Genomic DNA, 24,641 nt, shown 5'->3' with positions numbered 1-24,641 from the left:
GGCAAGCAGTTAGAAAAGCGCAGCACCCTCTGGCACCGCGCGCGCCGCGACGGGCGGAGACTCGGGCAATTCTTCGCCGATGACCAACAGTTCGCAGGCTTCCAGCTCGCCCGCGAGCCAGCCCGCCAGCGCGACGGAGTCGCGGGGTTGAAAGCGGGGCCCCTCGGTCGCATCCAGTACGATCTTGGACGGGGCCCAGACACAGATCTGCCCGTGCCGCATGGCCCAGTCCAGTTCGGTTCGGGTGGCCACCACCTTGGCGCGCGGATCACGGGCGGCAAGGCACCAGCCGTTTTGTTCGATGGCCAGCAGATCAATCCGGCGCTGGGTCATCTTGTGGCAGGTCTGAGGCACCGGCAGATCGGGGCGTCCGACACACAGGATCAGCGGCGCGCGGCGCGTCTCCAGCTCATCCAGCCAGTCGGTCAGGCGCGGATCGGCGATGGCGGCGTTTGACAGGTAGACGACGCGCGGATGCGGCCGTTCTTGTGCCACCGCCTCGGCCACGGCGTTCAGGTGATCGGCCACATCGCGCCGGGCGCGCACGATCTCTACCCCCAGCGCGCCGGGACCGCGATCCAGCTTTTCAATGCGCACAAATGCACGCAGCGCCTGCGGTTCCAGCAGAATCCGTTCGGCGATGCGTTCGGCCAGCGTTTCCAGCAGGTTCAGCCGCTCTTCGGCCAGTTCATATTCGATCGCCTCTGTCACCCGGTCGTAGGACAGGATGCGGTCGACATCATCGTCAAGCGGGCCGGTAAAGGGGATCACCTCGACCACCACGTTGAATTGCACGCGCTGCGTTGTGCCACGTTCGGCCTGAAAGGCGCCAATCTCGACCTCGACAATATGATCGCGGACAGAGATCCGGTCATGCGGCGTGTCGCCTGCGGTGGCGATGCTGCGTTCGGACGGGTGGGCAAAGGCTAGGCGGATGTCACTGGGCATAGCGGCCCCTCTTGGAATGCGTCGCGGCGCAACCTACGAAAAAGGGCGCACAACGGCCAGCCGCGTACGCCCCTTTTTCGCCCTCTGGCGACGGATTGCCGACCGTTTACTGGCCGCGCCAGGTGTGGCGGTAAAAGATGTGAACGCCGTGGGCGTAGGTCTTGGTGTATTTCCGCGACCAATCGGGCGACACCCATGTGGCATGGTAGTGCGTGGCCCCTTTGGTGAACCCCTTGCTCTTGCCGTCCAGCGCCGCGCGGGCCACCTTGCCGACCCGGTCCCAAGAACGCGGATCGTCTATGTGTTCGGGGCGGCCATCGCATGTGTAGGTAAACTGGCAGGCGAACTTGCGGCCGGTGCCTTGGTTGACGACACCGCAGATCGAACTGGGGAACCGCTTGGACGCGACCCGGTTGATGATCACCTCGGAGACGGCAAACAAGCCTTCGACGGTTTCGCCGCGGGCCTCGAAATACAGCGCCTCTGCCAGACAGCGCCATTGTGCGCCGCCCTTGGCCTTGGGCTGTTTGGCAATCCAGGCTTCGTCATATTTGGTGCTCTTGCCTGTGACCGCGCCGGCAGCGGCGGGAACGGGTGCGACAGGCGTCACAAGCCCCTTGAGATGGTTGGTGCCCACACGGGCCAGCGCGCGGCTTTCTAGCGTCATCAGCGTCTGTGCGCTGCGGGCCGGGTCGGCAAAAGCCGGGCTGGACACTGTGGTCAAACGAGCAGCAGCCAGAGCGAAGGCCGCAAGAAACAGGCCCCGGCGAAGGGCAGTGATAAACGCGTTCATGTCGAAAATTCCCCCAATCGACCATGCGTTGAGCGGTGCCTCACGCCGCACAACGGAGAAATTCATACAGAAAAATGATCAGTCGGTAAAGATTACGGCATGTCGCGGCTGCCGCCGGCGGGTTGGCGGTCCGTCAAGGTGGACGGCCAACGGCCTGACGGCCCTTGGTTTCCTAGAGTTTTCAGCCTGAGGTCAGGCCCCGGTCACGCAGCGCAAGGTGTGCGGCGGCAAGCCGGGCGACCGGCACACGAAACGGCGAACAGCTGACGTAATCCATTCCTGCGGCTCTGCAAAATGCAATCGATTCGGGGTTGCCGCCGTGCTCGCCGCAGATCGACAGGGTGACAGTCTTGTTTGTAGACCGCCCGCGTTGCACGCCCGTGGCGAGCAACTCGCCCACGCCGTCGACATCGAGCACATGAAACGGGTCTTCGCTGAACACACCCTGCTGCACATAATCCGACATGAACCGCCCGGCGTCGTCACGCGACAGGCCGTAGGTCATCTGGGTCAGATCGTTGGTGCCGAAGGACAGAAAATGTGAATAGGGCGCAATTTCATCGGCGCGCAGGCAGGCGCGGGGTGTCTCGACCATCACGCCCATGCGATAGGTAAAGTCACGTCCACGTTCGGTGCGCACCGCGGCGGCGACCGCCTCAATCCTTGTGCGGACCAGTTCGACCTCGCGTTTGGCGGACACCAGCGGCAACATGATCTCTGGCACCACTGGCGCGCCCTCGCGGCTGGCGTCCAGCGTGGCCTCGAAGATGGCGCGTGTCTGCATGTCGTAGATTTCCGGCACGGTGATCCCCAGACGCACGCCGCGCAGGCCCAGCATGGGGTTGTATTCGCCCATCGCCTCGACCCGGCGGGTCACGTCCGAGACCGGAAGGTTCAGCGCCTCTGCCAGATCGCGCAGACCGGCGCGGTCGGTGGGCAGGAATTCGTGCAGGGGCGGATCGAACAGCCGGATACAGACAGGAAGCCCCTCCATGATGCGAAAAAGCTCTGTAAAGTCATTGCGTTGCATGGGTAGCAATAGCGCAAGCGCGGCCTGTCGGTCCTCGACCGTGTCGGCAAAGATCATCTCACGCATCGGGGTGATGCGGTCGGTTTCAAAGAACATGTGTTCGGTCCGGCAAAGACCAATGCCCTCGGCGGCAAAGTTGCGCGCGGTGGCGGCATCGGCGGGGGTGTCGGCATTGGCCCGCACCCCGATGTCGCGCGCCGCATCCGCCCAGCCCATCAGCGTGTTGAACGCCTCATCCAGCGCCGCCTCCACCATTTCGGGACTGCCGCGCAGCACCTGACCAGAGGTGCCGTCCAGTGTGATCACATCGCCTTCGCGGTATGTTTGGCCGTCTTCGCCCTGAAACGTCTTGCGCTGCGGGTTGAAATGCAGCCGCGCGGCGCCGACGACGCAGGGCAGGCCAAGGCCACGTCCGATAACGGCGGCGTGGCTGGTCATGCCGCCCCGTTCGGTCAGCACACCTACCGCCGCATGCATGCCCCGCACGTCCTCGGGCGAGGTTTCGCGGCGGACAAGGATACAGGGTTCGTTGCGCGCCGCGCTGGCCTGCGCCTCGGACGAGGAAAAAACCAGCCGCCCGGTGGCTGCGCCCGGAGATGCCGCAACACCGCGCCCGATGACCTCACGGCGCGCTTCGGGGGCAACCTGGCGGTGCAACAGCTCGCTGACGGCGCGGGGTTCGATCCGCAGGACTGCGTCTTCCTGGCTAATGATTCCCTCTTCGGCTAGGCGCACTGCAATCGCAAGCGCCGCGCGGGACGAGGCGTTGACCCGCACACCGTCGAGGATGTGTAACTGGCCGTTCTGAAGGGTGAATTCGATCTGCATTTCGGCGCGCAACCGTCGGCGCATGAGATCGGCATGGCTGGTGAGTGCGGCAAAGGCCTGCGGGGCCAGTTCCTCTAGCGAGGGGCCGCGCGGGTCGCGGGTCAGGTACAGGCTTTCGCTGCCGCCCTGCAGGGCCTCGCGTCCCTGACTTTGGCTGAGGTAGCGTCCGGTGATCAGGCGCTGGCCGGTGTCCGAATTGACCAGTTGCAGCACGCCAGATCCAGTTTCGCCGCGCCCCTGTCCCAGCCCCAGTGCCATTTCCTGCACCACCAGCCCAAGACCCGCGTCGACCGGCGCGCCCTTGGCCTGTCGCAACAGGCGGGCAGAGGTGCCCTCCCATGCGCGGGCCATGCTACGCAGAACCTCACGCAGCTGGCGCGCGGGGTCTTGGGGAAAGGTTTCCTCGGCCTCTTCCTCATATGCGCGCAAGGCGGCGCTAAGCCCGGCGGCGCCGGTGTCCTCGATCTCATCGAACAGGTCGGGGTCCAGACGTGCGACATGGATGGCATAGGCCTGCACAAACCGCAGGTAGAGCCCGGCGGCGGCGTCCTGACCAATGCGGTCGGCCAGATCGACATAGCGGGCGTCGTTCATGCCGATGTTGAGGATCGCACCGGGTCCGCCCCAATCGGGGTCTTCGGAGGAGGGGCGCACGCAGAGCAGAGTCTCTGGTTCAAAGGCATCGACCAGGGCGGGCATGTCGGGAAACCGTCCGGCGGCGATGCGGTGGACGGCATCGAATGACAGCGCCACGGTGCGTGGAACCGGCAGATCCAGCCGTACGAGACGCTGAAGGCATTTCGCGCGTCCGCCATGGGTCGGCGTGGACATCGGCGCATCGGCGGTGATGACCGTGATGTTCGGGTTCTGGTGATCGGGTTTCTGCACTGCAGCACCTCCGGAGTGAGGTGCAGCATAGGCGCTGCGGGCGGCTTGGCAAGGCGGGAAAGGGGCGCGGGGCAGAGGTCTTGCGGCGCTGCAACATGGCGGGCGGTTTGCGCCGGTTCAGACGTGCGCCTTTGGGCGCGGGCGCGGCGGCGCTCCCACCCGCCCACCCTGCGCCGCCGCGCGGCCTGTGGCACGCTGCGCTATCGGGTCGGGCGGCGGCGTGTCCTGCCAGGGCAGAGAGGATGAGTATTTGGTCCAAGAAGAAGCCGAAGGGCGGGCAGCCGGTTGATCGGGAGCCCGTGTCTATTCCGTTGCCTTGGCGAGGTGGTGAAGCCAGCGCCCTAGGGCGCTGGTTCGGGGCGTTACCCTTCGATCTTGGTCAGGTCGGCGACTTGCAGGCAGGTCTTGCGGATGCTGCCCAGCATGTTCAGGCGGTTGCGGCGCACGATCTGGTTGTCGGCATTCACTTGCACCGCCTCAAAAAAAGCGTCGATTGGCGCGCGCAGGTCGGCCATCGCAGCCATCGCGGTCTCAAACTCTTCTGCTGCCATCGCCGGTGCGATGCGGGTTTCTGCCGCCTGCAGGGCGGTGAACAGTGCGCGTTCCTCTTCGACTTCGGCGAATTTCACATCCGCGCCAAAGCTGTATTCAACGCCATCCTTGTCCTCGGCCTGGGTGAGGATGTTGTTGGCGCGTTTGAAGCCGCTCAGCAGGTTGCCACCATCCTCAGTGGCGAGGAAGCCTGACAGAGCTTGAGCGCGTTTGACCACCAGTGCAAGATCGTGCCGGCCGTCCATGGCAAGGCAGGCATCAATGACATCGTGGCGAATGCCCTCGGCGCGCAGGTGCACCTTGAGCCGATCATGGATGAAGGAGATCAGATCGGGAATGTAGACATCTGGTGAGGGTCCAATAACTCCGTCCTCGTTTTCGGCGACAAGAAAGTCCGCTTTGCGAATGACCGTCGCGAGGTCGATCCGCAGGCCGTTTTCCAGCACCAAGCGGATCACACCAAGAGCGGCGCGGCGCAGGGCAAAGGGGTCTTTGGAGCCGGTGGGCTTTTCGTCGATGGCCCAGAAGCCAGTCAGCGTGTCCAGCTTGTCCGCCAATGCCACCGCGACAGACACCGGGGCGTCCGGCACATCGTCGGAGGGGCCAAGCGGCGCATAGTGGTCTTCGCAGGCGGCGGCAACAGAGGCGTCAAGACCCGCTGCCTGTGCATAGTAGCGGCCCATCAGGCCCTGCAGTTCGGGAAATTCATAAACCATTTCCGAGTTGAGGTCCGCCTTGGCCACATCTGCCGCCTGAGCGGCCAATCCGGCGTCCGCGCCCACCATCGGCGCGATTTCGCGTGCAAGTCCGGTGATGCGGGCGATGCGGTCACGCTGGCTGCCCAGCTTGTTGTGGAAGGTGACATTGCCCAGCCGTTCGGTCCAGGCGCTGAGGCCTGCGCCTTTGGCCACGCGCAGGTCGTTTTCCCAAAAGAACTTGGCATCCGACAGGCGGGCGGCCAGCACCTTTTGATTGCCTGCAAGGATCGTGGTGCCATTGTCCGCCGTCTCGATATTGGCGACGGTGATGAATTTCTCGATCCGGCCCGTTGAGGGATTTTTCACCGAAAAGAACTTTTGATGCTCTTTCATCGAGGTTTGCAGCACCTCTGGCGGCAGGTCGAGGAAGGCGGCCCCGATGTCGCCCATCAGAACCACAGGCCATTCGACCAGCCCGGCGACCTCGCGCAGCAGGCCGGGATCTTCGACCACCTCCATCCCCTGAGCAAAAGCCATGTTGGTGGCATCATGCCAGATCGTATCGGCGCGGTCCTGCGCCGACAGGATCACATGGGCGCGTTTCAGGCGCGTCTCGTAATCCTCGAAGCTGGTGACGTCAAAGGTGCCATCCGCCATAAAGCGGTGGCCTTCGGTGGTCTGGCCCACCGGGATGCCGTCAATGTTCAGCGCGACCGGGTGATCGCCCGCCTCATCGGTCAGCAGGCACATGATACGGTGCAGCGGGCGCACCCAGCGCAGCGACCCGGTTCCCCAGCGCATCGATTTGGGCCACGGAAAACCGCGCACCGTCTGTTCCAGCACATCCGCCACGATCTGTGCGGCCGGGCGGCCCGGCGTGGTGACGGTGGCGTAGTAAAAGCTACCCTTTTTCTCAGTCCGTTCTTCAAGCTGATCGCGGGTCACGCCCGCCCCACGCATGAAGCCCTCAAGCGCCTTGTCAGGCGCGCCCACCTTGGGGCCGCGGCGTTCCTCGCGCAGTGTCGGGCTTTGGCCTGTGAGGCCGTGTACGGTCAGCGCAAGGCGGCGCGGGGTAGAAAAGGCCTGTGCGCCCTCATAGGTCAGACCCGCCTCGACAAGCCCGTCGGTCATCAATTTTTTCAGGTCTTCTGCGGCCTTGGGCTGCATCCGGGCGGGGATCTCTTCGGAGAAGAGTTCGATCAGCAGATCGGGCATTTATTGATCCTTCTCGAAACTGGCGCGGTCCGGGCAGTCATCGCCCAAGGGCGTCCCGTCATAGGCCTTGTCGCCGCAGTCGTTGATTTCGTGCCAGACATAGCCATGCCCGTCTTCGGTGATCGCCACGACGCGGTCTATTCCGTATTCGATATTGCGGTGGCCGACAAAGACACTGGCCTTGCCCGCCGTGATGGTGGTGCCGATGCTCTCGGCGTCGAAGCAGTCGAACCATCCGGGGGCCACCCGCGGCTCTGCGCCCTCATAGGGTTCAAAGGTCGCGGCGGCCTGAGCCGGCGTCACGTCTGTGGTGAAACAGGCGCGGTAGCGGATCGGTGAGCTGTCGGCGTCGATGGCGCGAAAATCGCTGTGGGGCAGGGCGGTCAGGTCGCCAGCCAGCGTCGTCAGCAGCACGTCTTCCGGTCCGGTGGCGGGCACCTCTTTGTAGAAGTGATAGACCTGAAGGTAATACATCGACACACCCGCGATCAGGCCGCAGAGCACGATGGCCACCACCATGAGCTTGCCTGCGGTCACGCGGCACCTCCGGCGCTGGTTGTCACAAAGGCGTCGGCGCACATTTTGGCCAAGGCCCGCACGCGCCCGATATAGGCCTGACGCTCGGTGACAGAGATCACGCCGCGTGCATCCAGCAGATTGAAGACATGGCTGGCCTTGATGCACTGGTCATAGGCGGGGTGCGCCATGATAATGCGCTTGCCGGTTTTGGGGTCATCATGCGGCGCGGCCAGAATGCGGGCGCATTCAGCCTCTGCCTCTTCAAAGTGGCGCAGCAGCACCTCTGTGTCGGCCACGTCAAAGTTCCAGCGCGAATATTCCTCTTCCGTCTGGCGAAAGATGTCGCCGTAGGTCAGGGCGATGGGCGTTTGCGGATCGTTAAAGGGCATGTCCATGACGTGGTCGACGCCCAGCACATACATCGCTAGGCGCTCCAGACCATAGGTCAGTTCCCCCGACACGGGGGCGCAATCATGGCCACCAACCTGCTGGAAATAGGTGAACTGCGACACTTCCATACCGTCGCACCAGACCTCCCAACCCAGACCCCAGGCGCCCAGTGTCGGGCTTTCCCAGTCGTCTTCGACAAAGCGCACATCGTGCAGGGCCATATCGATACCGATGGCTCGGAGTGAGCCCAGATAAAGGTCTTGCAGATCGGGCGGCGAAGGTTTGATCAGCACTTGATACTGATAGTAATGCTGCAGCCGGTTGGGGTTCTCGCCATAACGGCCATCGGTGGGACGTCGCGACGGCTGGACGTAGGCGGCGGCCCAGGGTTTCGACCCCAAAGACCGCAAAGTGGTCGCCGGGTGAAAGGTGCCCGCGCCGACCTCCATGTCGTAGGGTTGCAGAATCGCGCAACCCTTGCCCGCCCAGTATGTCTGAAGGCGCAGGATGATTTCCTGAAAACTGCGTGGCTTCTGCAGGCTCTCGGCCATGTCAGCGCTCCCTTTTTTCGGCTGGCGTCTGATTAAGCCGGTGCGCCGACAGGGTCAATCTGATACGAGGGCCGCGCCTCACGCCCTTTTTGCGTGCATGTGCCGGGTCTTCTGATAAGACTCGGTCGGTGGATAAGGTTGAGATTGCAAACCCAAGGGGTCCATAACACCCATGATACAAAGACTTTTTTCGGTTCTCTTCGCGCTGGTTCTGACCGCGGTGGGGGCTATGGCGCAGGATGATCCCACCCCGCAGGCGGCGGGCGGCATCGTCTATATCCAGGTCGAGGCGCGCACATCGCTGGCCAGTGCACAGATCAGCGTGCGTGAGTACGCGGATCGGCTGGACGACGTGAACGGCTTTTCGTTGGGCGGTGGCTGGTACGGTGTGGCGCTGGGCCCCTACACGCGGCCACAGGCGCAAGGCAGGCTGACCGAGCTATTGCAGGCGCGGCGCATCCCGGTCGACAGCTATATCGAGGCGCGAGAGGCCTATGGCCAGCAGTTCTGGCCCGTGGGCGTGGGCAATGACGGCGCAGCGGTGATTCCGGTTCCGGTGCCCGTGGCACCATTGCCAGAACCCGAGGTTGTGGACCCCGTGGTGATCCCGCCCGATCCCGAACCCCTAAGTGAGACGGCTGAAACGGCCTTGCCGGTGACGCCTGATCCCGCGCCCGTGGTGCCGGAGCCCGAACCGGAGGAGACCGTCCAAGAGGCGCGCCGGTCTGAGGCCGCCCTGACCCGCGATGAACGCGACGCGTTGCAAATTGCGCTGAAATGGGCCGGTTTCTATGATGGTGGCATCGACGGCGCCTTTGGCCCGGGTACGCGTTCTTCGATGTCGCGCTGGCAAGAGGCGAATAATTTTGACCCGACCGGCGTGTTGACCACCCGGCAACGGGCAGAACTGCAACGCCAATACAACGCCGTGCTTGAGGGCATGGATATGGAAATGGTCGAGGACGCGCGCGTCGGTATCGCCATGCAGTTGCCGCTGGGTGCGGTCGAACTGGACCGCTACGAGTCGCCCTTTGCAATCTACAAGCCCAAGACGGACATCGACGCTCGGGTGATCCTTGTCAGCCAGCCGGGCGATGAAAGCAGCCTTGCCGGTCTGTACGAGATCATGCAGACGCTGGAGATCATTCCCGTCGAGGGGGAGCGCACGCGCGACCGTCGCGGGTTCAACATCATCGGCGAGAATGACCGCATCGTGGCCCATTTCGAGGTCGGCCTGCAAAACGGAGAGATCAAGGGCTTTGGCCTGATCTGGCCGGCAGGGGATGAGGAACGCCGCAGTCGCGTGCTCAAGATCATGCAGGATAGCTATCGCCGGATCGACGGCGTGCTGGACCCGGCGCTGGTCAGCGATGATGGGCAGGCGATCGACCTTGTGTCGGGCCTCAAGGTGCGCACGGCCAAGGCCAGCGCAACAGGGTTCTTCATCGAGGCGCGCGGCACGGTCTTGACCTCGGCGTCGCTGGTGGCGGGCTGTGAGCGTGTTACATTGAACGGTGTGCATGATGCGCGGGTTCTGGCCACGGATGAGGCATTGGGCATCGCGGTGCTCAGCCCGGTTGAACGGTTGGCCCCGCGCCGTGTGGCGCAGTTCCGGTCCGGTGAGTTGCGGTTGCAGTCCGAAGTGGCGGTGGCAGGCTTTTCCTTTGGCGGGGTGCTGACCGCGCCGACACTGACCTTTGGCACGCTAGAGGATCTGCGCGGCCTGAACGGTGAGGACGGGATCAAGCGGCTGGCGTTGTCGGCGCTGCCCGGCGACGCGGGCGGCCCTGTCTTTGACACCGGCGGCACGGTGCTGGGGATGCTGTTGCCCAAGGATCAGCCGGGCGGTCGCGTTCTGCCCGAGCAGGTCAGCTTTGCCACCAAGGGGGAGCGTATCCTTGATTTCCTGCGCAACAACGGCATCCAGCCGGTGGCGCGCAGCGGGTTGACCCCGCTGGCCCCTGAGGATCTGACCGCCATGGCGGCCGAGATGACCGTGCTGGTCAGCTGCTGGTAAGATCTGGCTGGCTACAGATTGGCTGAGCGCAGCCCAAACGCCGCCCCGGCCGATGTGACCGGGGCGGTTTTTTTGTGCCTTGCCCTGAAGAGGGACGATGTAAGGTCGGCGGCCGCCGGAAACGGATCATCTGCGCCGGGGTGCCAATCCCGGCCCTAAGGGGCCTGTGATACCCCATCCTGCGCAGATCGAACGGTCCCCAAGAGGGTGGGGCGCTGATCCTGTTTTCATGGTCGACCGCCGGTGGTTTTGCCGCAGCACGGTTAACAACGTGCTGCGGCAGCGCGCGCTGCCTTCAGTCGCGCAGGCGGTGATGCAGCAGGATCGGCACCACCAGATCCTCTTCGTCGGTCAGGTGCCGGTTTAGGAAACCGCCTAGCGTTTCGACCATGTCGCGCACGGGACGCGCCTCTTCGCTCATTTGGCGTGGGTCCAGTGTGGCCAGTTGCACGGTCCGGTTTGCGGCGCGTGTGAAGCGGTCCAGCAGGTTGTCCAGAGCCACATGATCGCTTTCCAGCATCTGCAACCCATCGGCAAAGCGAGGGTCAGCACCTTCGAGTTCTGGAAAGAACTTGCGGTCCTCCCAGGTGTGATGACCATGCAGGTTGCGCACCAGCACGTTGCCAAAATGCGCCAGACGCCCGGCATAGGTTTGGTCCTCGGTCTGGCCGTCCAGAAAGGCCTCTGTGTCGTCCAGCACGATCTGTCCCAACTGGCGAAAGCCCTGATGGGCGCGCATCCAGTTGCGGGTGCTGTCGGAGAGATGCGGATGCCTGTGCCAGCCATCGCGTGGCAAGGTCCGCAGCAGGGTCTGCATGTCTTCAGGCAGGCCGCTGCGGGTTTCGATGTCTTGGGTCATGCAGGGGAAATGGGGGCGCGTTATAAGATAACAATCCGCAATCCCGCACAGGCCAGGAGCGGGGGCGCACGGCCCCCGCCTTCGTGCCGTCAGAGCACGAAATCATCCGCCGTCAACCCGGTCACGCCGCCAACGCGGATTTCGGCGTCGATCACGCCGTCACCGTTGTTGTCGATTTGCACAATGGTCGACCCGGTGGCGGTCTCATTCATGCGGATTTCGGGGTTGCCCGAGGGGGCAAAGGCCGCAGTGCCGCGGAATTCGAACACGCCCGGGCTAAGCCCCGCAATGACAATGGTGTCGACACCCTGTTCGAAATCAAGGATCTGGTCGCGGTTTGCGCCCGCCACGGTTTCAGCCACTGAACGAAAGACAAAATTGTCCGCCCCTGCGCCGCCGGTCAGGTAGTCGCGGCCCAATCCGCCCGCAAGGTCATCCTCACCCGCGCGACCGCGCAGGACGTCATTGCCGTCACCGCCTTCTAGAATGTCGTCACCGTTGCCGCCGTCCATCGTGTCATTGTCGGCTCCGCCTTCAAGGAGGTCGCTGCCGTCCTGTCCGACCAGCAGATCGTTGCCCGCACCGCCCAGCAGAGTATCGTCACCGGCGTTGCCGTTGAGCGTGTCATTGTCAGCGCCGCCTTCGACCCGGTCGTTGCCATCGCCACCCAGAAGCGTGTCCAGACCATTGTCGCCGAACAGGCTGTCGTCGCCGCCTCGGCCCACCAGCAGGTCATTGTCATTGCCGCCCCGGAACACATCGGTCGAGGCGCCGCCTGCGGCCGTGTCATTGCCGTTGCCTGCGAAGTATTCGCCGCGCAAGACGCCTGGACCTTCGTACCGGTCGTTGCCCGTCCCGGTTATAATGTTGCCATCCATGATCCCGGAATTGTAGATGTAGTCACGCCCCGTGCCGCTGCCCGAAGTGTATGAATACGTCAGCCCCGAGACGATCCCCGTGTTGTTTAAATAGCTCGAACCCGTGGACCCGATTTCCCAATTCGAAAAGACACCGTTGGTTCCCCCCTCAATCGTGCCGGAGTTCGAGATATATTGGGTTCCAGTGCCGCCATCGAAAGCGACGGCAGTGGACAGGGCAACGATCTTGCCGCTGTTCACAAGGCGGTTTGTACCGCCGGTATCGGAAACGCGTGAATCGATGGCGTCGTCATTGGACATGATGGTGCCATCGTTCACCAGGTTAAAGTTGCCGGTGCCCTGGATATCGAACGTGTCCGTTTCAAGTGACGTGACCGTGCCGGATGGCCCGACAAAGACATAGAGGTTGGCACCGGAGTGCTGCACGGCACTGCCGCTTAGACTGGAGTGTGCCACGATCGAGCCGTTCACATATAGATAGTTTGTGCCCGGCCCCGCCGAGATAACGGCGTCAGTATTGACGACAAGATTGGCGTCCTGATCTGTCAATATGCCGGTTTCGTTGCCCAAAAGCGTCTGCGGGGCGGTCGAATAGCCGGTAAGTGTAAAGTCTGCCATTGGAATTGTCCTTCTACGAAATGCAATGATCCGAAAAAGACGCGTCGCTGACCGATCTGAAAACAGTCCGAACAGAGGCAGAGATTTGAAACAAATCCCTGCCCGCAACGGTCAAATGTTGGACCGCGTAGTCAAATTTAACACAACTTCAGGCAGACCACGTAGGTCGCGTTTGTGACGTCGGCGGATTACAGCACGAAATCATCCGCCGTCAGCCCGGTGACGCCGCCGACGCGAATTTCTGCGTCGATGGTGCCGTCACCGTTGTTATCGATCTGAACGATGGTCGACCCGGTGGCGGTCTCATTCAGGCGAATTTCCGGGTTGCCCGAGGGCGCAAAGGCCGCGGTGCCGCGGAATTCGAACACACCCGGGCTAAGCCCCGCGATGACAATGGTATCGACGCCCTGTTCGAAATCCATGATCTGGTCGCGATTTGCGCCAGCAACAGTTCCCGCAATAGAGCGAAAGACAAAATTGTCCGCCCCTTCGCCGCCAGTCAGCAGGTCCCTGCCGAGACCCCCGGCCAGATCGTCCTCACCCGCGCGACCACGCAGGATGTCGTTGCCGTCACCGCCTTCCAGTGTGTCGTCACCGTTGCCGCCGTCCAGAAGATCGTCTTGATTGCCGCCATCCAGAAAGTCGCTGCCGTCCTGACCGACAAGCAGGTCACTGTCGAGATTGCCAAAAATGGTGTCGTCGCCTGAATTTCCGTTCAGTGTGTCACTGTTGGTGCCACCGTCGATCTCGTCATTGCCCGCACCGCCGAGAATGACGTCACTGCCGCTGCCACCGTTGAGGTAATCGTCACCGCCGCGCCCGACCAGTTTGTCGTCGTCGCCGCCGCCATCCAGTTTGTCGGCCTCTTCGCCGCCAGCCAGCGTGTCGTTACCGCTTTCGCCGTAGACAGTGCCATTGACCACACCGCCAGTGCCCTCGAACAGGTCGGTGCCCCCGCCCATATAGACGTCGCCCAAAATGTGACCGGCGTTTCGGATGACATCGGTGCCACCTTCGATATTGACCGCAATGTCCGTTCCGATGCTCTCCAGAATACCCGTGTTCAGAATACGTACAATGTTGTCGCGGGTGGATTGGATCGCTTCTGACCATCCAGTGATCGTACCGCTGTTGGCGATCTGCAGCCCCCCAGATGTCCCGATCGCAAAATTCGCTCCGTCGTCGCCACTGCCAACGATGTGGCCAGAGTTGATCAGGATATGATTGCCGATGCCCCCGATGTCCTGGTCGACATCAATCGTAGCGCCTGAGGATGAAATCAGACCGGAATTGTCGATCCGAAAGGTGCCCGTTCCAACATTGAGATCCAGCGCAGTGGTGTCATTGGCGGTGATCTCGCCGGTGTTGATCAGGTGAAAAGTGGCACCGCCGTCGGAATCGGAGAATTCGATCGCATCCGAGTTCGCCGAATGGATAGTCCCGTGGTTGACCAACTGTGCAAAGGTGCTCAGGTTCAGGTCGATCGTGCCGCCGGTGGGGTTTTCGGCATCGATCACACCGTCCTTGCCATTGAGCAGTTCAAAGACGCCACCATCCGCATCAATGGCTGCAAAACCGCCACCATAGGCATAGATAAAGCCGTGATTGGACACCCAGTTGGTGCCGAATGTGGCTGAGATTGCGTCACTGCCGGTAACGTGAAGTGTGCCGTCACGATCAAGAAAGCCGCTTTCGCTGCCGACCAGCGTTCTGGCCGTTGTCGAAAAAGTTCCAAGTCCGAAATCTGCCATGATAACTATTCCTATAAGGATGAATGTTGAACTACTCGACGGGTAGAATGCCTGTGAGCGCTGTCTTTAAATTATTGTTTTATATGGGATATTCACGCCCAAAGGGGCGTGAAGCAGAGTTATATGAAAACGTTAGCTATATCTTTCAGTTCAGGCAACTCTGATCTGGTGACAGGCCCGGACCGGTCACAACACAAAGTCATCCGCCGTCAGCCCGGTCACGCCGCCAACGCGGATCTCTGCGTCGATGACCCCGTCGCCGTTATTGTCGATCTGCACGATGGTCGATCCGGTCGCGGTCTCATTCAGGCGCAGTTCCGGGTTGCCCGAGGGGGCGAAGGCGGCTGTGCCCTTGAATTCAAACACGCCCGGCGACAGGCCCGCCACAACAATCACATCGACCTCCTGTTCAAAATCGAGGATTTGGTCGCGGGTTGCTCCGATTCCGGCGTCGGCGATGCTGCGGAAGACAAAGCTGTCGGCACCCTGACCGCCGGTCAGATAGTCCAGCCCTTCGCCCCCGGCCAGTTCATCCTCACCCGCGCGACCGCGCAGGATGTCATTGCCGGAGCCGCCTTCCAGCGTGTCGTCACCATTGCCGCCGTCCATCGTGTCGTTGTCGGCGCCACCATCCAGGAAATCGCTACCGTCCTGACCAACAAGGATGTCGTTGCCCGTGTCGCCCACGATGTTGTCCGACCCGTCGTTGCCGTTGAGCGTGTCGTTGCCAGTGCCTCCGTCCAGGCTGTCATTGCCATCACCGCCCAACAGCATGTCGTCACCGCTATCACCGACCAGCAGGTCGCTGCCGTCGCGACCTACCAAAAGATCATTGTCGATGCCGCCGTCCAGATCGTCGGCAAGATCGCCGCCTGCCAGCGTATCGTCGCCTTCAGCGCCCAGAACCTGCCCGGTGACCACGCTCTGACCCTGACCGAAATAGCTGTCCGCGCCGTCGCCCAGCAGGACGTCGCCGTCGATCAGGCCGCTGTTGGAAACGATGTCGTCTCCGGTTTCAAGGATGAGATCGCCAAGGATGTCGGCGCTGTTGCCAATGGTGTCGGCATAGCGGCCCATCTGGATATTGCCATGGATCACGCCGGAATTGATGACATGCGCCCGGATATACGCGAGGGTGCCCAGATACCCGTCCATGTAGATGGCCCATTGTCCGCCTCCGTTTGCCTCGCTGTGGTGGGCGCCGATCAGTGAGCCGGAATTGGTGATGCGGATCGGGGCGTCCGACGCGGGATTGCCGAAGGAATAGGTGGAGATCGCAGCGTCGTATTCAGCGGTTCCGGTCCCTGTTATGGTGCCGGAATTATCGACGCTGGCCCCCGGCGCACTGTACAAATACACGCCGCGTCCGCCAAATATTTCACCTGCATTCTGAAAGGCAGCGTAGTCGGTATAGGTGCTGATGCCGGAACCGCTGCCATATGAGCCGATGACGCCTGTTGCCCCGTTGTACAGGTCGAACCCTGTGCTGACGTTATAATTGATCGCACTGCCAGCAGAGGCGATAAATCCGTGATTTGTCAGCTGCATGCTTCCGCCATCAGAAATTGATCCGATCGAAGTGATGGCTTGCGAGGCGTCTGTGGAGATCAATTCGATACCCTGTCGGACCAGCAGGATTTCGTCGTTCGCCGCGACGGCGGAATGGATCGGCGTGTTTTGAACGACATCGGTTGAAAAAACTGTGTAGGTTGTGGCCATGTTGGCAAACTCCTGAAAAATAGATCGATGCGCGGATCTGAGCGCACGGTTTGAAACTTTTTGTCACTGCGAAAAATAGGTTAAAGGTAGTTTTGCAAGAAGGCTAGAATTGTTGTCAAAGGCGGCCTGCGCATACGCCAAGCCGCCGATGCTGTCAGATGGGATGCGCGGATTTTATAGCACAAAATCATCCGCCGTCAGGCCAGTCACCCCGCCAACGCGGATCTCTGCGTCGATCACGCCGTCACCGTTGTTGTCGATCTGGACGATGGTCGATCCGGTCGCGGTTTCGTTCAGGCGCAGTTCTGGATTGCCTGAAGGGGCAAAGGCCGCGGTGCCGCGGAATTCGAATACACCCGGGCTAAGGCCCGCAATAACAATAGTGTCGACGCCCTGTTCGAAATCCATGATCTGATCGCGATTTGCGCCTGCAACCGTTCCCGCAATAGAGCGAAAGACAAAATTGTCCGCCCCTTCGCCGCCAGTCAGATAGTCGCGACCCAGCCCTCCGGCCAGATCATCCTCACCCGCTCGACCGCGCAGGATGTCATTGCCGTCGCCACCCTCAAGGATGTCGTCGCCGTTGCCACCGTCCATCGTGTCATCGTTGCCGCCGCCGTCGAGGAAGTCGCTGCCGTCCTGACCGACAAGGATGTCGTTGCCAAGGTCGCCAAGGATCGTGTCGTCGCCAGCATTGCCGTTCAACGTGTCGTCGTTGGTGCCGCCGTCGATGTCGTCATTGCCGGAGCCGCCAAGGATAAAGTCATTGCCGGTGCCGCCGTCCAGCACGTCGTCACCACCGCGGCCGACCAACTGGTCGTCATCGCCGCCGCCGTCAAGGTTGTCGGCGAATTCGCCGCCTGTCAGCGTGTCATTGCCAGAGCCCCCGATGACCTGACCCGTGGTCAGGCCAGCCCCGGAGCCGAGGTAGCGGTCAGCCCCTTCTTCAAGATCGATGTCGCCGGTGATCACCCCCGAGTTGATGATGGTCTGGGCGGCATTGTCGCCGACAATGTCCCCCAGGATCTGGCCGGAGTTGTTGATGGTGAAACTCTCGTTAGACCCGTCCGTAAAGATCGCGTAGTCTTGGCCCGCGATCAGACCGGTGTTCCGAACGAACGCGTCGGTGCTGGCGGAAAAATAAATGCCGATGGCCAGATCCAAGTTCGACGAGGAGATGCTCGGGATCTGGTCGCCCGCACCGATGATGCTGCCGGAGTTGATGATCCGGTTCGAGCTGTCCTTCATATAGACGCCATGGGTTCCGGTGATCAGGCCGGTGTTGTTGAGAATGGCACCTAAGCCGTCCAGCGCGACACCCGCAGCGGCTCCGTCGGCGATCCCGTGGTTGGTGATCACGGCGTTTTCGCCTAAGACTTGGATGGCGCTGTCGCCGGAACCTATGACCTCGCCATTGTTGAGGATCGTCACATTGCTGGCAAACAGTTCGATGCCGTCGCTGCTGCCGATGATCTTTCCGGTCTGTCCCACGACAATCGCGATGTCGGTGGCACTTCCGTCGGTGGCGTCGTCGGTCCCGTCAGCCCCCGCGACGATCGTCCCGTAGACGTAAAAATTGATACTATTTGTGCTGCCGAATTCGATTCCGTCGTTGATCGACGACAGAATGTCGCCTTCGGGCAGCAGGTAGTCCGTGCTGGATACAGTTGTCAGGGCGGTGGTTTGGGTGGCGACAATGGTGACCATCGGGAATTTCCTCATGTAATTGGCGCAGATGCAGCGCCGGAATCGGCAAAGTTTTGGGCGGGCCATCACAGACGTCGCCAAAAGGTTAACGCGCGTCAGACTAGTGGCACTGCAGGTATTTCCAAGAAAAAATCATTTCTTTAAGTGTCAGAAGGCAGACAAAAAAACGCCCCGCAAGGGGGCGTTTTCCGTGTTCTCTGGCTGAGGAGAAGGCCTCAGTTCTTGGATTTGTCGACCATCTTGCCAGCCGAGATCCAGGGCATCATGCCGCGCAGCTTTTCGCCGGTCGCTTCGATCTGGTGTTCGTCGTTGATCTTGCGGGTCGCCTTGAACGACGGCTGGCCAACGGCGTTTTCCAGCATGAAGTCACGCACGAACTTGCCGGTCTGGATGTCGGTCAGAACTGCTTTCATCCGGGCCTTGGTCTCATCATAGGGCAGGATGCGCGGGCCGGACACGTACTCGCCGTATTCGGCGGTGTTCGAGATCGAGTAGTTCATGTTGGCGATGCCGCCTTCATAGATCAGGTCGACGATCAGTTTGACCTCATGCAGACACTCGAAATACGCCATTTCCGGCTCGTACCCGGCCTCGACCAGCGTCTCGAACCCCATGCGGATCAGTTCGATCAGGCCGCCACACAGAACCGCCTGCTCACCGAACAGGTCGGTTTCGCATTCCTCGCGGAAGTTGGTTTCGATGATGCCGGAACGACCGCCACCAATGGCCGAGCAATAGGACAGGCCGATTTCCAGCGCCTTGCCCGAGGCATCGTTGTGAACCGCCACAAGGCAGGGAACGCCGCCGCCCTTGGTGTATTCGCCGCGCACGGTGTGGCCGGGGCCCTTGGGCGCCATCATGATGACGTCGACACCCTTGGGCGCCTCGATCAGGCCAAAGTGGATGTTCAGGCCGTGGGCAAAGGCAATGGCCGCGCCTTCGCGGATGTGATCCTTGACGTAGCGGTTCCATGTGTCAGCCTGAAGCTCATCTGGCATGGTGAACATCAGCACGTCACACCATGCGGCGGCCTCGGAGATGCCCATGGTTTTCAGGCCTTCGCCTTCGGCCTTGGCGATGGAGCCAGAGCCCTCACGCAGGGCAACGACGACATTCTTGGCACCGCTGTCGCGCAGGTTCAGCGCATGGGCGTGGCCCTGCGACCCGTAGCCGAGGATGGCAACCTTCTTGTCCTTGATCAGGTTCACATCGCAATCGCGGTCATAGTAAACGCGCATGGGGCATTCCTTCCGTATCTTGTTTTTATGTCGTCGAGTTGTTGTGGCGGGCACCCTACCGCCAGCGCGGTGAGAGTGGTTGCGTTTTTTGAGTATTTTGACCAAGAAGAAGAGAAATCATTCTCAGTATACGGGATCGGCGGTGAAATCATGCTTGATGACGCAGACCGGCGCATTCTGCGCCACATGATGGTCGAACCGGAAATGGCGGGCAGCGCGTTGGCGGAACGGGCAGGGGTCACTGCCTCGACCCTTGCGCGGCGGCTGGAGCGGCTCCGGAGTGCGGGCATCCTCAAGGGCGTGCGCGGGGTGATCGACTGGCGGGCGCTGGGGTATGAGGTCGAGGTGTCGTTGCGCGTGACACTGGACAAAACGCAAAGCCGCGCGTTTGACGAATTCATCGCCGCCGCGCGTGAGGTGCCCGAGGTGTTGGAGATCCAAACCTTTCTGGGGCAGGTGGATGTCCGCCTTGCAGTGATCGCCCGCGACATGGGTCACTATCAGCAGTTGTACCGTGAACGATTGCTGACCCTGCCGCATATCTCCGACATCGAGGCGCTGATGCATGTGGCGCGGGTCAAGGAACAAGAGGCACTGCCGCTGTGATTACGCTTGATGACATCGACCGTGCGCTGGTGCGGGCCTTGGCAGAGGATGCGACGGCCTCTGCGGGGGCGTTGGGACGCGACCTGGGCCTGTCTCAACCAGCCTGCTGGCGGCGTATCAAGCGGCTGCGCGAGGTGGGCGTGTTTCGCGGCGCGCGGCTGGATCTGGATGCCCCGGTGCTGGGTTTTGGCGTGACGGTCTTTCTAGGCGTCAAGCTGGCCACCAAGGGACGCGTCAGCCTTGAGGATTTCGAACGCGCCGCCACCGCCATCCCCGAGGTGCAGATCGTCGAGCAGGTTTTGGGCCTGTTCGACTACCGCCTGCGCGTCGTGGCGCGGGACATCGCTGATTTCGAACGGGTCCTGCGAAGGCGCGTCATGACTCTGCCCGGGGTCGGAAACATCGACGCCAATGTGCTGCTGAGCGAGGAACGGCGGCCCGGTCCGTTATAAGGACTGCGGCGGCCTGACACAGGCACATGACTTGCGCGCGGGCGTGGGCGCGATAACACGGGATGTGAAATCAGGAGGAACCGCCATGGCCTTGCGCGACGATATCGACCCTACGGGGATGGAAGAATTCTCGGTCGTCTTCACCGACCGCTCGCTCAACCACATGTCCGCCGCCTTTCAGCAGGTGATGCGTGACATCTCTGGCATGTTGAAAGAGGTGTATAACGCCGATGCGGTGGCCGTGGTGCCCGGCGGCGGCACCTACGGGATGGAGGCGGTCGCTCGCCAGTTTGGCCAAGGGGCCAATGTGTTGGTCGTGCGCAACGGCTGGTTCTCGTTCCGCTGGTCGCAGATCTTTGACGCGGGCGGCTTCGGTGGCGACACCACGGTGATGAAGGCCCGGCGCACGGGCAACGCAGTGGACGCGCCCTTTGCGCCCGCCCCGATCGAAGAGGTCGAGGCCAAGATCGCCGAGGTCAAACCGGACGTGGTCTTTGCCCCGCATGTGGAAACCTCTGCCGGCGTGATCCTGCCCGACGATTATGTGACCCGCCTGGCTAAGGCCGCGCATGATGTGGGCGCGCTGATGGTACTGGACTGCATCGCGTCGGGCTGTGTCTGGGTTGATATGAAGGCGACTGGCGTCGATGTGTTGATCTCAGCCCCGCAAAAGGGCTGGTCCGCCACGCCCTGCGCCGGACTGGTGATGATGTCCGAGCGCGCCTTGGCGCGGTTGGAAGAGACGACATCAGACAGCTTTGCCGTGGATCTGAAAAAATGGCATCAGATCATGAAGGCCTATGAGGACGGCGGCCATGCCTATCATGCCACTATGCCGACAGACAGCTTGCGCGCCTTCCGCGACACGATGCTGGAAACCCGTGACTACGGCTTTGCCAAATTGAAAGAGGCGCAATGGGCGCTGGGCAACGCGGTGCGTGCGATGTTCGCCGAAAAGGGCGTCACATCAGTTGCCGCCGAGGGATTCGGCGCACCGGGTGTGGTGGTCAGCTATACCGCTGATCCTGAGGTCAAGACCGGCAAGGCCTTTGCCGCGCAGGGCATGCAGATCGCCGCGGGGGTCCCGCTGCAATGTGATGAGCCGGCGGAATTCTCAACTTTCCGGATCGGGCTGTTCGGTCTGGACAAGCTCTATGACGTCGATGGCACCGTGGCGCGGTTGCGCAAGGTCGTAGACGAGGTTCTCTGACGCGACCGGGCTTGGGGGCGCTGCCCCCAGCTTCCTCTGGAAGCCTCCCCTGGGAGTATTTTGACAGAGAAGAAGCCACACCATTCCGCGTTTCTTCTTTGTCCAAATACTCCCAGGGGTGAATGCGCCAAAGGCGCAGAGGGGGCAGCGCCCCCTTTCTTTTAGCCGCGCGCGCCCAGACCGAGACGCATAAGCGAGGTGCGCACCGGTTTGAGGCTGTAGAGCGCATCCAGACCCTTGGCGCGGATATCGCGCAGCGGTTCTGTAGAGAGTTGTGAGATACGGTTGAGCGCAGCGATCCCGGCCACGCGGGCGCGAATGTCAGCAATGCGTGTGCGGTGGTAGGCATCCAGCATCTGCCGGTCGCCCAATTCTTCGGGGCGGTCCATCGCCAGATCACGCAGAACCGTGAGATCCTTGAGGCTCATGTTCAGGCCTTGCGCGCCGATCGGCGGGACCACGTGGGCGGCTTCGGCGATCAGTGCAAGACGTTGAGAGGTCAGCCGTTCGGCCTCTTGCGCGATGATTGGCCAGATCGTGCGGCGTGAGGCCAGTTTCAACGGGCCGAAAAGCGTGCAGGAGCGGGCCGACATTTCCGCCTCAAAAGCGGTTTGATCCAGCGCGTAGAGGTGTTCCGCTTTTGGTCCGTCCTCCATCCAGACCACCGCCGAGCAGGGTTTCCCATCAAAATCAGGCAAGGGGACAAGGGTGAAGGGGCCTCCGGTGCGATGGATCTCTGTGGAGACGTTGCAATGCGGGATCGGATGGGTGACGGCAAATGCCAGCGCCTTTTGACCGAAGCGCGTTGTCTTGACCCCGATGCCTGCGGCCTGCCGCATCGGAGAATTGCGCCCGTCCGCTGCCACCACCATGCGCGCGCGCACCTTGGTGCCGTCGGACAGAGTCACGCGGGCCTCGCCTTCGCGGGTGAACAGAGCGGTTGTGGCGGTTCCCGGTCGGAAATCCACATTGGCCAGTTCACTTAACCGCGTGGCCATTTCACGCCGCAGCAGCCAGTTGGGCAGGTTCCAGCCAAAGGGTTTGCCGGAGATGTCGTTGGATTCAAAGTCCTTGGTGACGCGCGGTTCGGCCACGGGTCCGCCCGCATCGACGATCCGCATCACCTGCAACGGGGTTGCGTGTTCCGCCAACCGGGGCCAGAGGCCGATCTCTTCCAGAAAACCTTGTGCCGGTTGCAGGAATGCTGTGGTGCGCAGGTCAGCGCCGTCGCCGTCGCGCATCGTTACCGGCGGCGTTGGGTCCACGCAGAGGGTGCGAAATCCGGCGGATGCAAAACTGGCGGCTGCGGTCAATCCCGCGATGCCGCCGCCTGAGATGACAATGTCGTAGTCCATGGTGCTGCCTCCGTTTCCCAGTAATTAGGGCGCGACGCAGCCGGAGGCCATGCGGCTTACTTGCCGACGCTGATCAGAATCAGAAGGGCATAGGCGACTGGGACCAGCGCCAAGGCGGTCATGGCAAGGCCGGGCAGGCCAAAAAGCAGCGTCATGGCGGCACCGATCACAACAATGGCCAGCGCGATCAGGTAGAACAGTTTTTCGCCGGACAACTGTTGGGCTGCTGTTTCGGCGGACTCGGCAGGTGACATATTCTCAACTCCTGACTCGTGATCATCACGACATAGCATTTCGCCGATAGGTGCGCAGGTGCGAAATGCCGCATCCTAAATGATGCTTTGATAGAGCAGCCGTGACCGGGTCAGCGCAAACTGCGCAGGAACCCAACCAGATCGTCGGTGTGGTGATGGATGTGCGGCGCCGGGGTTGCTTCGGGCGCGACGTGGACGGTGCGCATTCCCAAGGCGTGCGGGGCGGCGAGGTTGCGCGGGTCGTCCTCGAACATGGCAGCCTCCGCCGGGTCCAGCCCGTCGAGGGCAAAGATCCGGTCAAAGGCCTCGGCCCGGGGTTTGGGTGCGTATTGGGCGTGTTCGACGCCGTAGATCGCGTCAAAGGCGGCGTCGAGCCCGCGTGCTTTCAGCACCTGCGCGGCATAGGGCGCGCTGCCGTTGGTGTAGACGATGCGGCGACCGGGGAGGGTGGCGATCAGTTCTGCCAGATGCGGGTCCGGGGTGAGTGCGTCAAACGCGATGTCGTGCACGTCGATCAGATAGTCTTCCGGATCGACGTCGTGGTGCGTCATCAGGCCAGCCAGCGTGGTGCCGTAGCGCGCCCAGTAGTCGCGGCGCAGGTGGGCGGCCTCGTCCTTGGCCAGACCGGTCACGCGCCCGACATAGGCATTCATCCGTGCCTCGATCTGATCGAAGAGCCGGACGGCCGGAGAGTACAGCGTGTTGTCCAGGTCAAAGACCCAGGCCCGTACATGGGCAAATCTGTTCTTGGTCATATGATCTTGGTAGGGTGTTTGCGGGCGCGCGGCAATCCGCCCAGCTTGTACCGGCGGTGCTGGTGACGCTATCGTGGCGCGGTGGACGCAGGGAGGGTAGCGATGCACGAGGTCAAACCGGCACAGAAAGATGCCTACACCATGATCCTCGAGGCGATCGATTCAGGCATTTACCGGCCCGGCGACCGTCTTGTGGAAAGCGAACTGGCCGAACGGTTCGGGGTGTCGCGCACGCCGATCCGCGAGGCGTTGCAGCGGCTGGAGACGCAATCGTTGCTGGCGCGGGACGGGCGGTCATTGATCGTGGCCTCCTTGGATCACAACCAGATGGCCGAGCTGTACGCGGTGCGGTCCGAGCTGGAGGGGTTGGCGGCGCGGTTGGCGGCGCGGCACGCGACCGAGGAAGAGGTCATGGTTCTGCGCGACATGATCGAGGAGGATCGTTCTCTTTTGGCCGATCCGGCGGCAATGGCGCGGGCCAACCGGCGGTTCCATCGGATGATTCACCTTGCCTCGCACAATCGCTATCTGGTGCAGCAACTGGACCTTGTCTATCGATCGATGGCGTTGATGGCGACGACGTCGCTGGCGGCGGAGGGGCGCGGAGAAATCGCGCTGAGTGAGCACGGCGCGATTGTCGATGCGATCTCGACCCGCGATGAGGACGCCGCGTATCAGGCGCTGCGGGATCATATCTCTGTCGCCTTCATCACCCGGCTCAAACAGGACAATGCAGAGCATATGTCGGTCTGATCAAAAGGGGCTGTCCACGCGTGGACAGCCTGACGCTCTATACAAAACAATGGGTTA

At 62.0% G+C, this 24,641-nt stretch carries 20 protein-coding genes; 5 read left to right on the top strand and 15 right to left on the bottom strand.

Features of this window, described 5'->3' with window-relative positions; genetic code table 11:
- Positions 1-9 precede the first annotated feature (9 nt).
- From ANTHELSMS3_RS19660 to ANTHELSMS3_RS19635, 6 genes are all read right to left on the bottom strand, one after another.
- Positions 10-948, bottom strand: a complete 939-nt coding sequence (locus ANTHELSMS3_RS19660; protein WP_094036341.1) for a dihydroneopterin aldolase — start codon at positions 946-948, stop codon at positions 10-12.
- 106 nt (positions 949-1,054) lie between these two features.
- A complete protein-coding gene (locus tag ANTHELSMS3_RS19655) occupies positions 1,055-1,741 on the bottom strand; it encodes a cell wall hydrolase (RefSeq protein WP_198319843.1) in 687 nt (228 codons plus the stop codon).
- A gap of 181 nt (positions 1,742-1,922) precedes the next feature.
- A complete protein-coding gene (locus ANTHELSMS3_RS19650) occupies positions 1,923-4,430 on the bottom strand; it encodes a putative PEP-binding protein (protein WP_094037257.1) in 2,508 nt (835 codons plus the stop codon).
- 419 nt (positions 4,431-4,849) lie between these two features.
- Complete coding sequence (glyS, locus tag ANTHELSMS3_RS19645; protein ID WP_094036340.1) at positions 4,850-6,952, bottom strand: glycine--tRNA ligase subunit beta; 2,103 nt, start codon at positions 6,950-6,952, stop codon at positions 4,850-4,852.
- The gene (locus tag ANTHELSMS3_RS19640; protein WP_094037256.1) at positions 6,953-7,471 is read right to left on the bottom strand and encodes a DUF6446 family protein; all 519 of its coding nucleotides are present in this window, start codon (positions 7,469-7,471) and stop codon (positions 6,953-6,955) included.
- Between the two features lie 14 nt (positions 7,472-7,485).
- Positions 7,486-8,412 (bottom strand): glycine--tRNA ligase subunit alpha, encoded by a 927-nt coding sequence (locus ANTHELSMS3_RS19635; RefSeq protein WP_094036339.1) that lies wholly within the window; start codon positions 8,410-8,412, stop codon positions 7,486-7,488.
- A gap of 172 nt (positions 8,413-8,584) precedes the next feature.
- Between ANTHELSMS3_RS19635 and ANTHELSMS3_RS19630 the strand changes: the two genes are divergently transcribed.
- On the top strand, positions 8,585-10,429 hold the full coding sequence (locus ANTHELSMS3_RS19630; RefSeq protein ID WP_094036338.1) for a serine protease: 1,845 nt from the start codon (positions 8,585-8,587) through the stop codon (positions 10,427-10,429).
- 295 nt (positions 10,430-10,724) lie between these two features.
- Here ANTHELSMS3_RS19630 and ANTHELSMS3_RS19625 read toward each other — a convergent pair whose 3' ends face one another.
- The 6 genes from ANTHELSMS3_RS19625 to ilvC all read right to left on the bottom strand — a co-directional run bounded on the left by ANTHELSMS3_RS19625 (position 10,725) and on the right by ilvC (position 19,199).
- Positions 10,725-11,288, bottom strand: coding sequence for a hemerythrin domain-containing protein (locus ANTHELSMS3_RS19625; RefSeq protein ID WP_094036337.1), 564 nt, complete (start codon positions 11,286-11,288; stop codon positions 10,725-10,727).
- 89 nt (positions 11,289-11,377) lie between these two features.
- A complete protein-coding gene (locus ANTHELSMS3_RS19620) occupies positions 11,378-12,784 on the bottom strand; it encodes a calcium-binding protein (RefSeq protein ID WP_094036336.1) in 1,407 nt (468 codons plus the stop codon).
- Positions 12,785-12,972: 188 nt separating this feature from the next.
- A complete protein-coding gene (locus ANTHELSMS3_RS19615; RefSeq protein ID WP_094036335.1) occupies positions 12,973-14,535 on the bottom strand; it encodes a calcium-binding protein in 1,563 nt (520 codons plus the stop codon).
- Between the two features lie 186 nt (positions 14,536-14,721).
- A complete protein-coding gene (locus ANTHELSMS3_RS19610) occupies positions 14,722-16,254 on the bottom strand; it encodes a calcium-binding protein (RefSeq protein ID WP_094036334.1) in 1,533 nt (510 codons plus the stop codon).
- A 174-nt stretch (positions 16,255-16,428) separates the two neighbouring features.
- Positions 16,429-17,961: a calcium-binding protein gene (locus ANTHELSMS3_RS26395; RefSeq protein ID WP_302630579.1), complete on the bottom strand. Its 1,533-nt coding sequence runs from the start codon at positions 17,959-17,961 to the stop codon at positions 16,429-16,431.
- A gap of 215 nt (positions 17,962-18,176) precedes the next feature.
- On the bottom strand, positions 18,177-19,199 hold the full coding sequence (ilvC, locus tag ANTHELSMS3_RS19600) for a ketol-acid reductoisomerase (protein ID WP_094036333.1): 1,023 nt from the start codon (positions 19,197-19,199) through the stop codon (positions 18,177-18,179).
- Between the two features lie 150 nt (positions 19,200-19,349).
- Here ilvC and ANTHELSMS3_RS19595 point away from each other — a divergent pair, with 150 nt between their 5' ends.
- The 3 genes from ANTHELSMS3_RS19595 (at position 19,350) to ANTHELSMS3_RS19585 (ending at position 21,467) form a co-directional block, all read left to right on the top strand.
- A complete protein-coding gene (locus ANTHELSMS3_RS19595; protein ID WP_094037255.1) occupies positions 19,350-19,805 on the top strand; it encodes an Lrp/AsnC family transcriptional regulator in 456 nt (151 codons plus the stop codon).
- The gene (locus tag ANTHELSMS3_RS19590) at positions 19,802-20,257 is read left to right on the top strand and encodes an Lrp/AsnC family transcriptional regulator (RefSeq protein WP_094036332.1); all 456 of its coding nucleotides are present in this window, start codon (positions 19,802-19,804) and stop codon (positions 20,255-20,257) included. Before ANTHELSMS3_RS19595 ends, ANTHELSMS3_RS19590 begins: the two co-directional genes overlap by 4 nt.
- A gap of 85 nt (positions 20,258-20,342) precedes the next feature.
- Complete coding sequence (locus ANTHELSMS3_RS19585; protein WP_094036331.1) at positions 20,343-21,467, top strand: aminotransferase class V-fold PLP-dependent enzyme; 1,125 nt, start codon at positions 20,343-20,345, stop codon at positions 21,465-21,467.
- 161 nt (positions 21,468-21,628) lie between these two features.
- Here the strand turns inward: ANTHELSMS3_RS19585 and ANTHELSMS3_RS19580 are convergent, their stop codons facing one another.
- The 3 genes from ANTHELSMS3_RS19580 to ANTHELSMS3_RS19570 form a co-directional block, all read right to left on the bottom strand.
- Positions 21,629-22,822, bottom strand: coding sequence for a UbiH/UbiF family hydroxylase (locus ANTHELSMS3_RS19580; RefSeq protein ID WP_094036330.1), 1,194 nt, complete (start codon positions 22,820-22,822; stop codon positions 21,629-21,631).
- A gap of 56 nt (positions 22,823-22,878) precedes the next feature.
- The gene (locus ANTHELSMS3_RS19575; RefSeq protein ID WP_094036329.1) at positions 22,879-23,076 is read right to left on the bottom strand and encodes a hypothetical protein; all 198 of its coding nucleotides are present in this window, start codon (positions 23,074-23,076) and stop codon (positions 22,879-22,881) included.
- Between the two features lie 110 nt (positions 23,077-23,186).
- Complete coding sequence (locus ANTHELSMS3_RS19570; RefSeq protein ID WP_094036328.1) at positions 23,187-23,831, bottom strand: pyrimidine 5'-nucleotidase; 645 nt, start codon at positions 23,829-23,831, stop codon at positions 23,187-23,189.
- A 102-nt stretch (positions 23,832-23,933) separates the two neighbouring features.
- On the opposite strand from ANTHELSMS3_RS19570, the gene ANTHELSMS3_RS19565 reads away from it, so the two are divergent.
- Positions 23,934-24,584, top strand: coding sequence for a GntR family transcriptional regulator (locus tag ANTHELSMS3_RS19565; RefSeq protein WP_094036327.1), 651 nt, complete (start codon positions 23,934-23,936; stop codon positions 24,582-24,584).
- The last annotated feature ends 57 nt before the right edge of the window (positions 24,585-24,641 follow it).

This window comes from Antarctobacter heliothermus, from assembly GCF_002237555.1.
In the GTDB taxonomy this organism is placed as follows: Bacteria; Pseudomonadota; Alphaproteobacteria; order Rhodobacterales; family Rhodobacteraceae; genus Antarctobacter; species Antarctobacter heliothermus_B.
This window is presented reverse-complemented; position numbering and strand designations above follow the sequence as displayed.

What these genes read in the sequence shown, in the direction of transcription:
- ANTHELSMS3_RS19660 (WP_094036341.1), bottom strand. Translation starts at nt 948, where the DNA reads ATGCCCAGTGACATCCGCCTAGCCTTTGCCCACCCGTCCGAACGCAGC.
- ANTHELSMS3_RS19655 (WP_198319843.1), bottom strand. Translation starts at nt 1,741, where the DNA reads ATGAACGCGTTTATCACTGCCCTTCGCCGGGGCCTGTTTCTTGCGGCC.
- ANTHELSMS3_RS19650 (WP_094037257.1), bottom strand. Translation starts at nt 4,430, where the DNA reads ATGTCCACGCCGACCCATGGCGGACGCGCGAAATGCCTTCAGCGTCTC.
- glyS (WP_094036340.1), bottom strand. Translation starts at nt 6,952, where the DNA reads ATGCCCGATCTGCTGATCGAACTCTTCTCCGAAGAGATCCCCGCCCGG.
- ANTHELSMS3_RS19640 (WP_094037256.1), bottom strand. Translation starts at nt 7,471, where the DNA reads ATGGTGGTGGCCATCGTGCTCTGCGGCCTGATCGCGGGTGTGTCGATG.
- ANTHELSMS3_RS19635 (WP_094036339.1), bottom strand. Translation starts at nt 8,412, where the DNA reads ATGGCCGAGAGCCTGCAGAAGCCACGCAGTTTTCAGGAAATCATCCTG.
- ANTHELSMS3_RS19630 (WP_094036338.1), top strand. Translation starts at nt 8,585, where the DNA reads ATGATACAAAGACTTTTTTCGGTTCTCTTCGCGCTGGTTCTGACCGCG.
- ANTHELSMS3_RS19625 (WP_094036337.1), bottom strand. Translation starts at nt 11,288, where the DNA reads ATGACCCAAGACATCGAAACCCGCAGCGGCCTGCCTGAAGACATGCAG.
- ANTHELSMS3_RS19620 (WP_094036336.1), bottom strand. Translation starts at nt 12,784, where the DNA reads ATGGCAGACTTTACACTTACCGGCTATTCGACCGCCCCGCAGACGCTT.
- ANTHELSMS3_RS19615 (WP_094036335.1), bottom strand. Translation starts at nt 14,535, where the DNA reads ATGGCAGATTTCGGACTTGGAACTTTTTCGACAACGGCCAGAACGCTG.
- ANTHELSMS3_RS19610 (WP_094036334.1), bottom strand. Translation starts at nt 16,254, where the DNA reads ATGGCCACAACCTACACAGTTTTTTCAACCGATGTCGTTCAAAACACG.
- ANTHELSMS3_RS26395 (WP_302630579.1), bottom strand. Translation starts at nt 17,961, where the DNA reads ATGGTCACCATTGTCGCCACCCAAACCACCGCCCTGACAACTGTATCC.
- ilvC (WP_094036333.1), bottom strand. Translation starts at nt 19,199, where the DNA reads ATGCGCGTTTACTATGACCGCGATTGCGATGTGAACCTGATCAAGGAC.
- ANTHELSMS3_RS19595 (WP_094037255.1), top strand. Translation starts at nt 19,350, where the DNA reads ATGCTTGATGACGCAGACCGGCGCATTCTGCGCCACATGATGGTCGAA.
- ANTHELSMS3_RS19585 (WP_094036331.1), top strand. Translation starts at nt 20,343, where the DNA reads ATGGCCTTGCGCGACGATATCGACCCTACGGGGATGGAAGAATTCTCG.
- ANTHELSMS3_RS19580 (WP_094036330.1), bottom strand. Translation starts at nt 22,822, where the DNA reads ATGGACTACGACATTGTCATCTCAGGCGGCGGCATCGCGGGATTGACC.
- ANTHELSMS3_RS19575 (WP_094036329.1), bottom strand. Translation starts at nt 23,076, where the DNA reads ATGTCACCTGCCGAGTCCGCCGAAACAGCAGCCCAACAGTTGTCCGGC.
- ANTHELSMS3_RS19570 (WP_094036328.1), bottom strand. Translation starts at nt 23,831, where the DNA reads ATGACCAAGAACAGATTTGCCCATGTACGGGCCTGGGTCTTTGACCTG.
- ANTHELSMS3_RS19565 (WP_094036327.1), top strand. Translation starts at nt 23,934, where the DNA reads ATGCACGAGGTCAAACCGGCACAGAAAGATGCCTACACCATGATCCTC.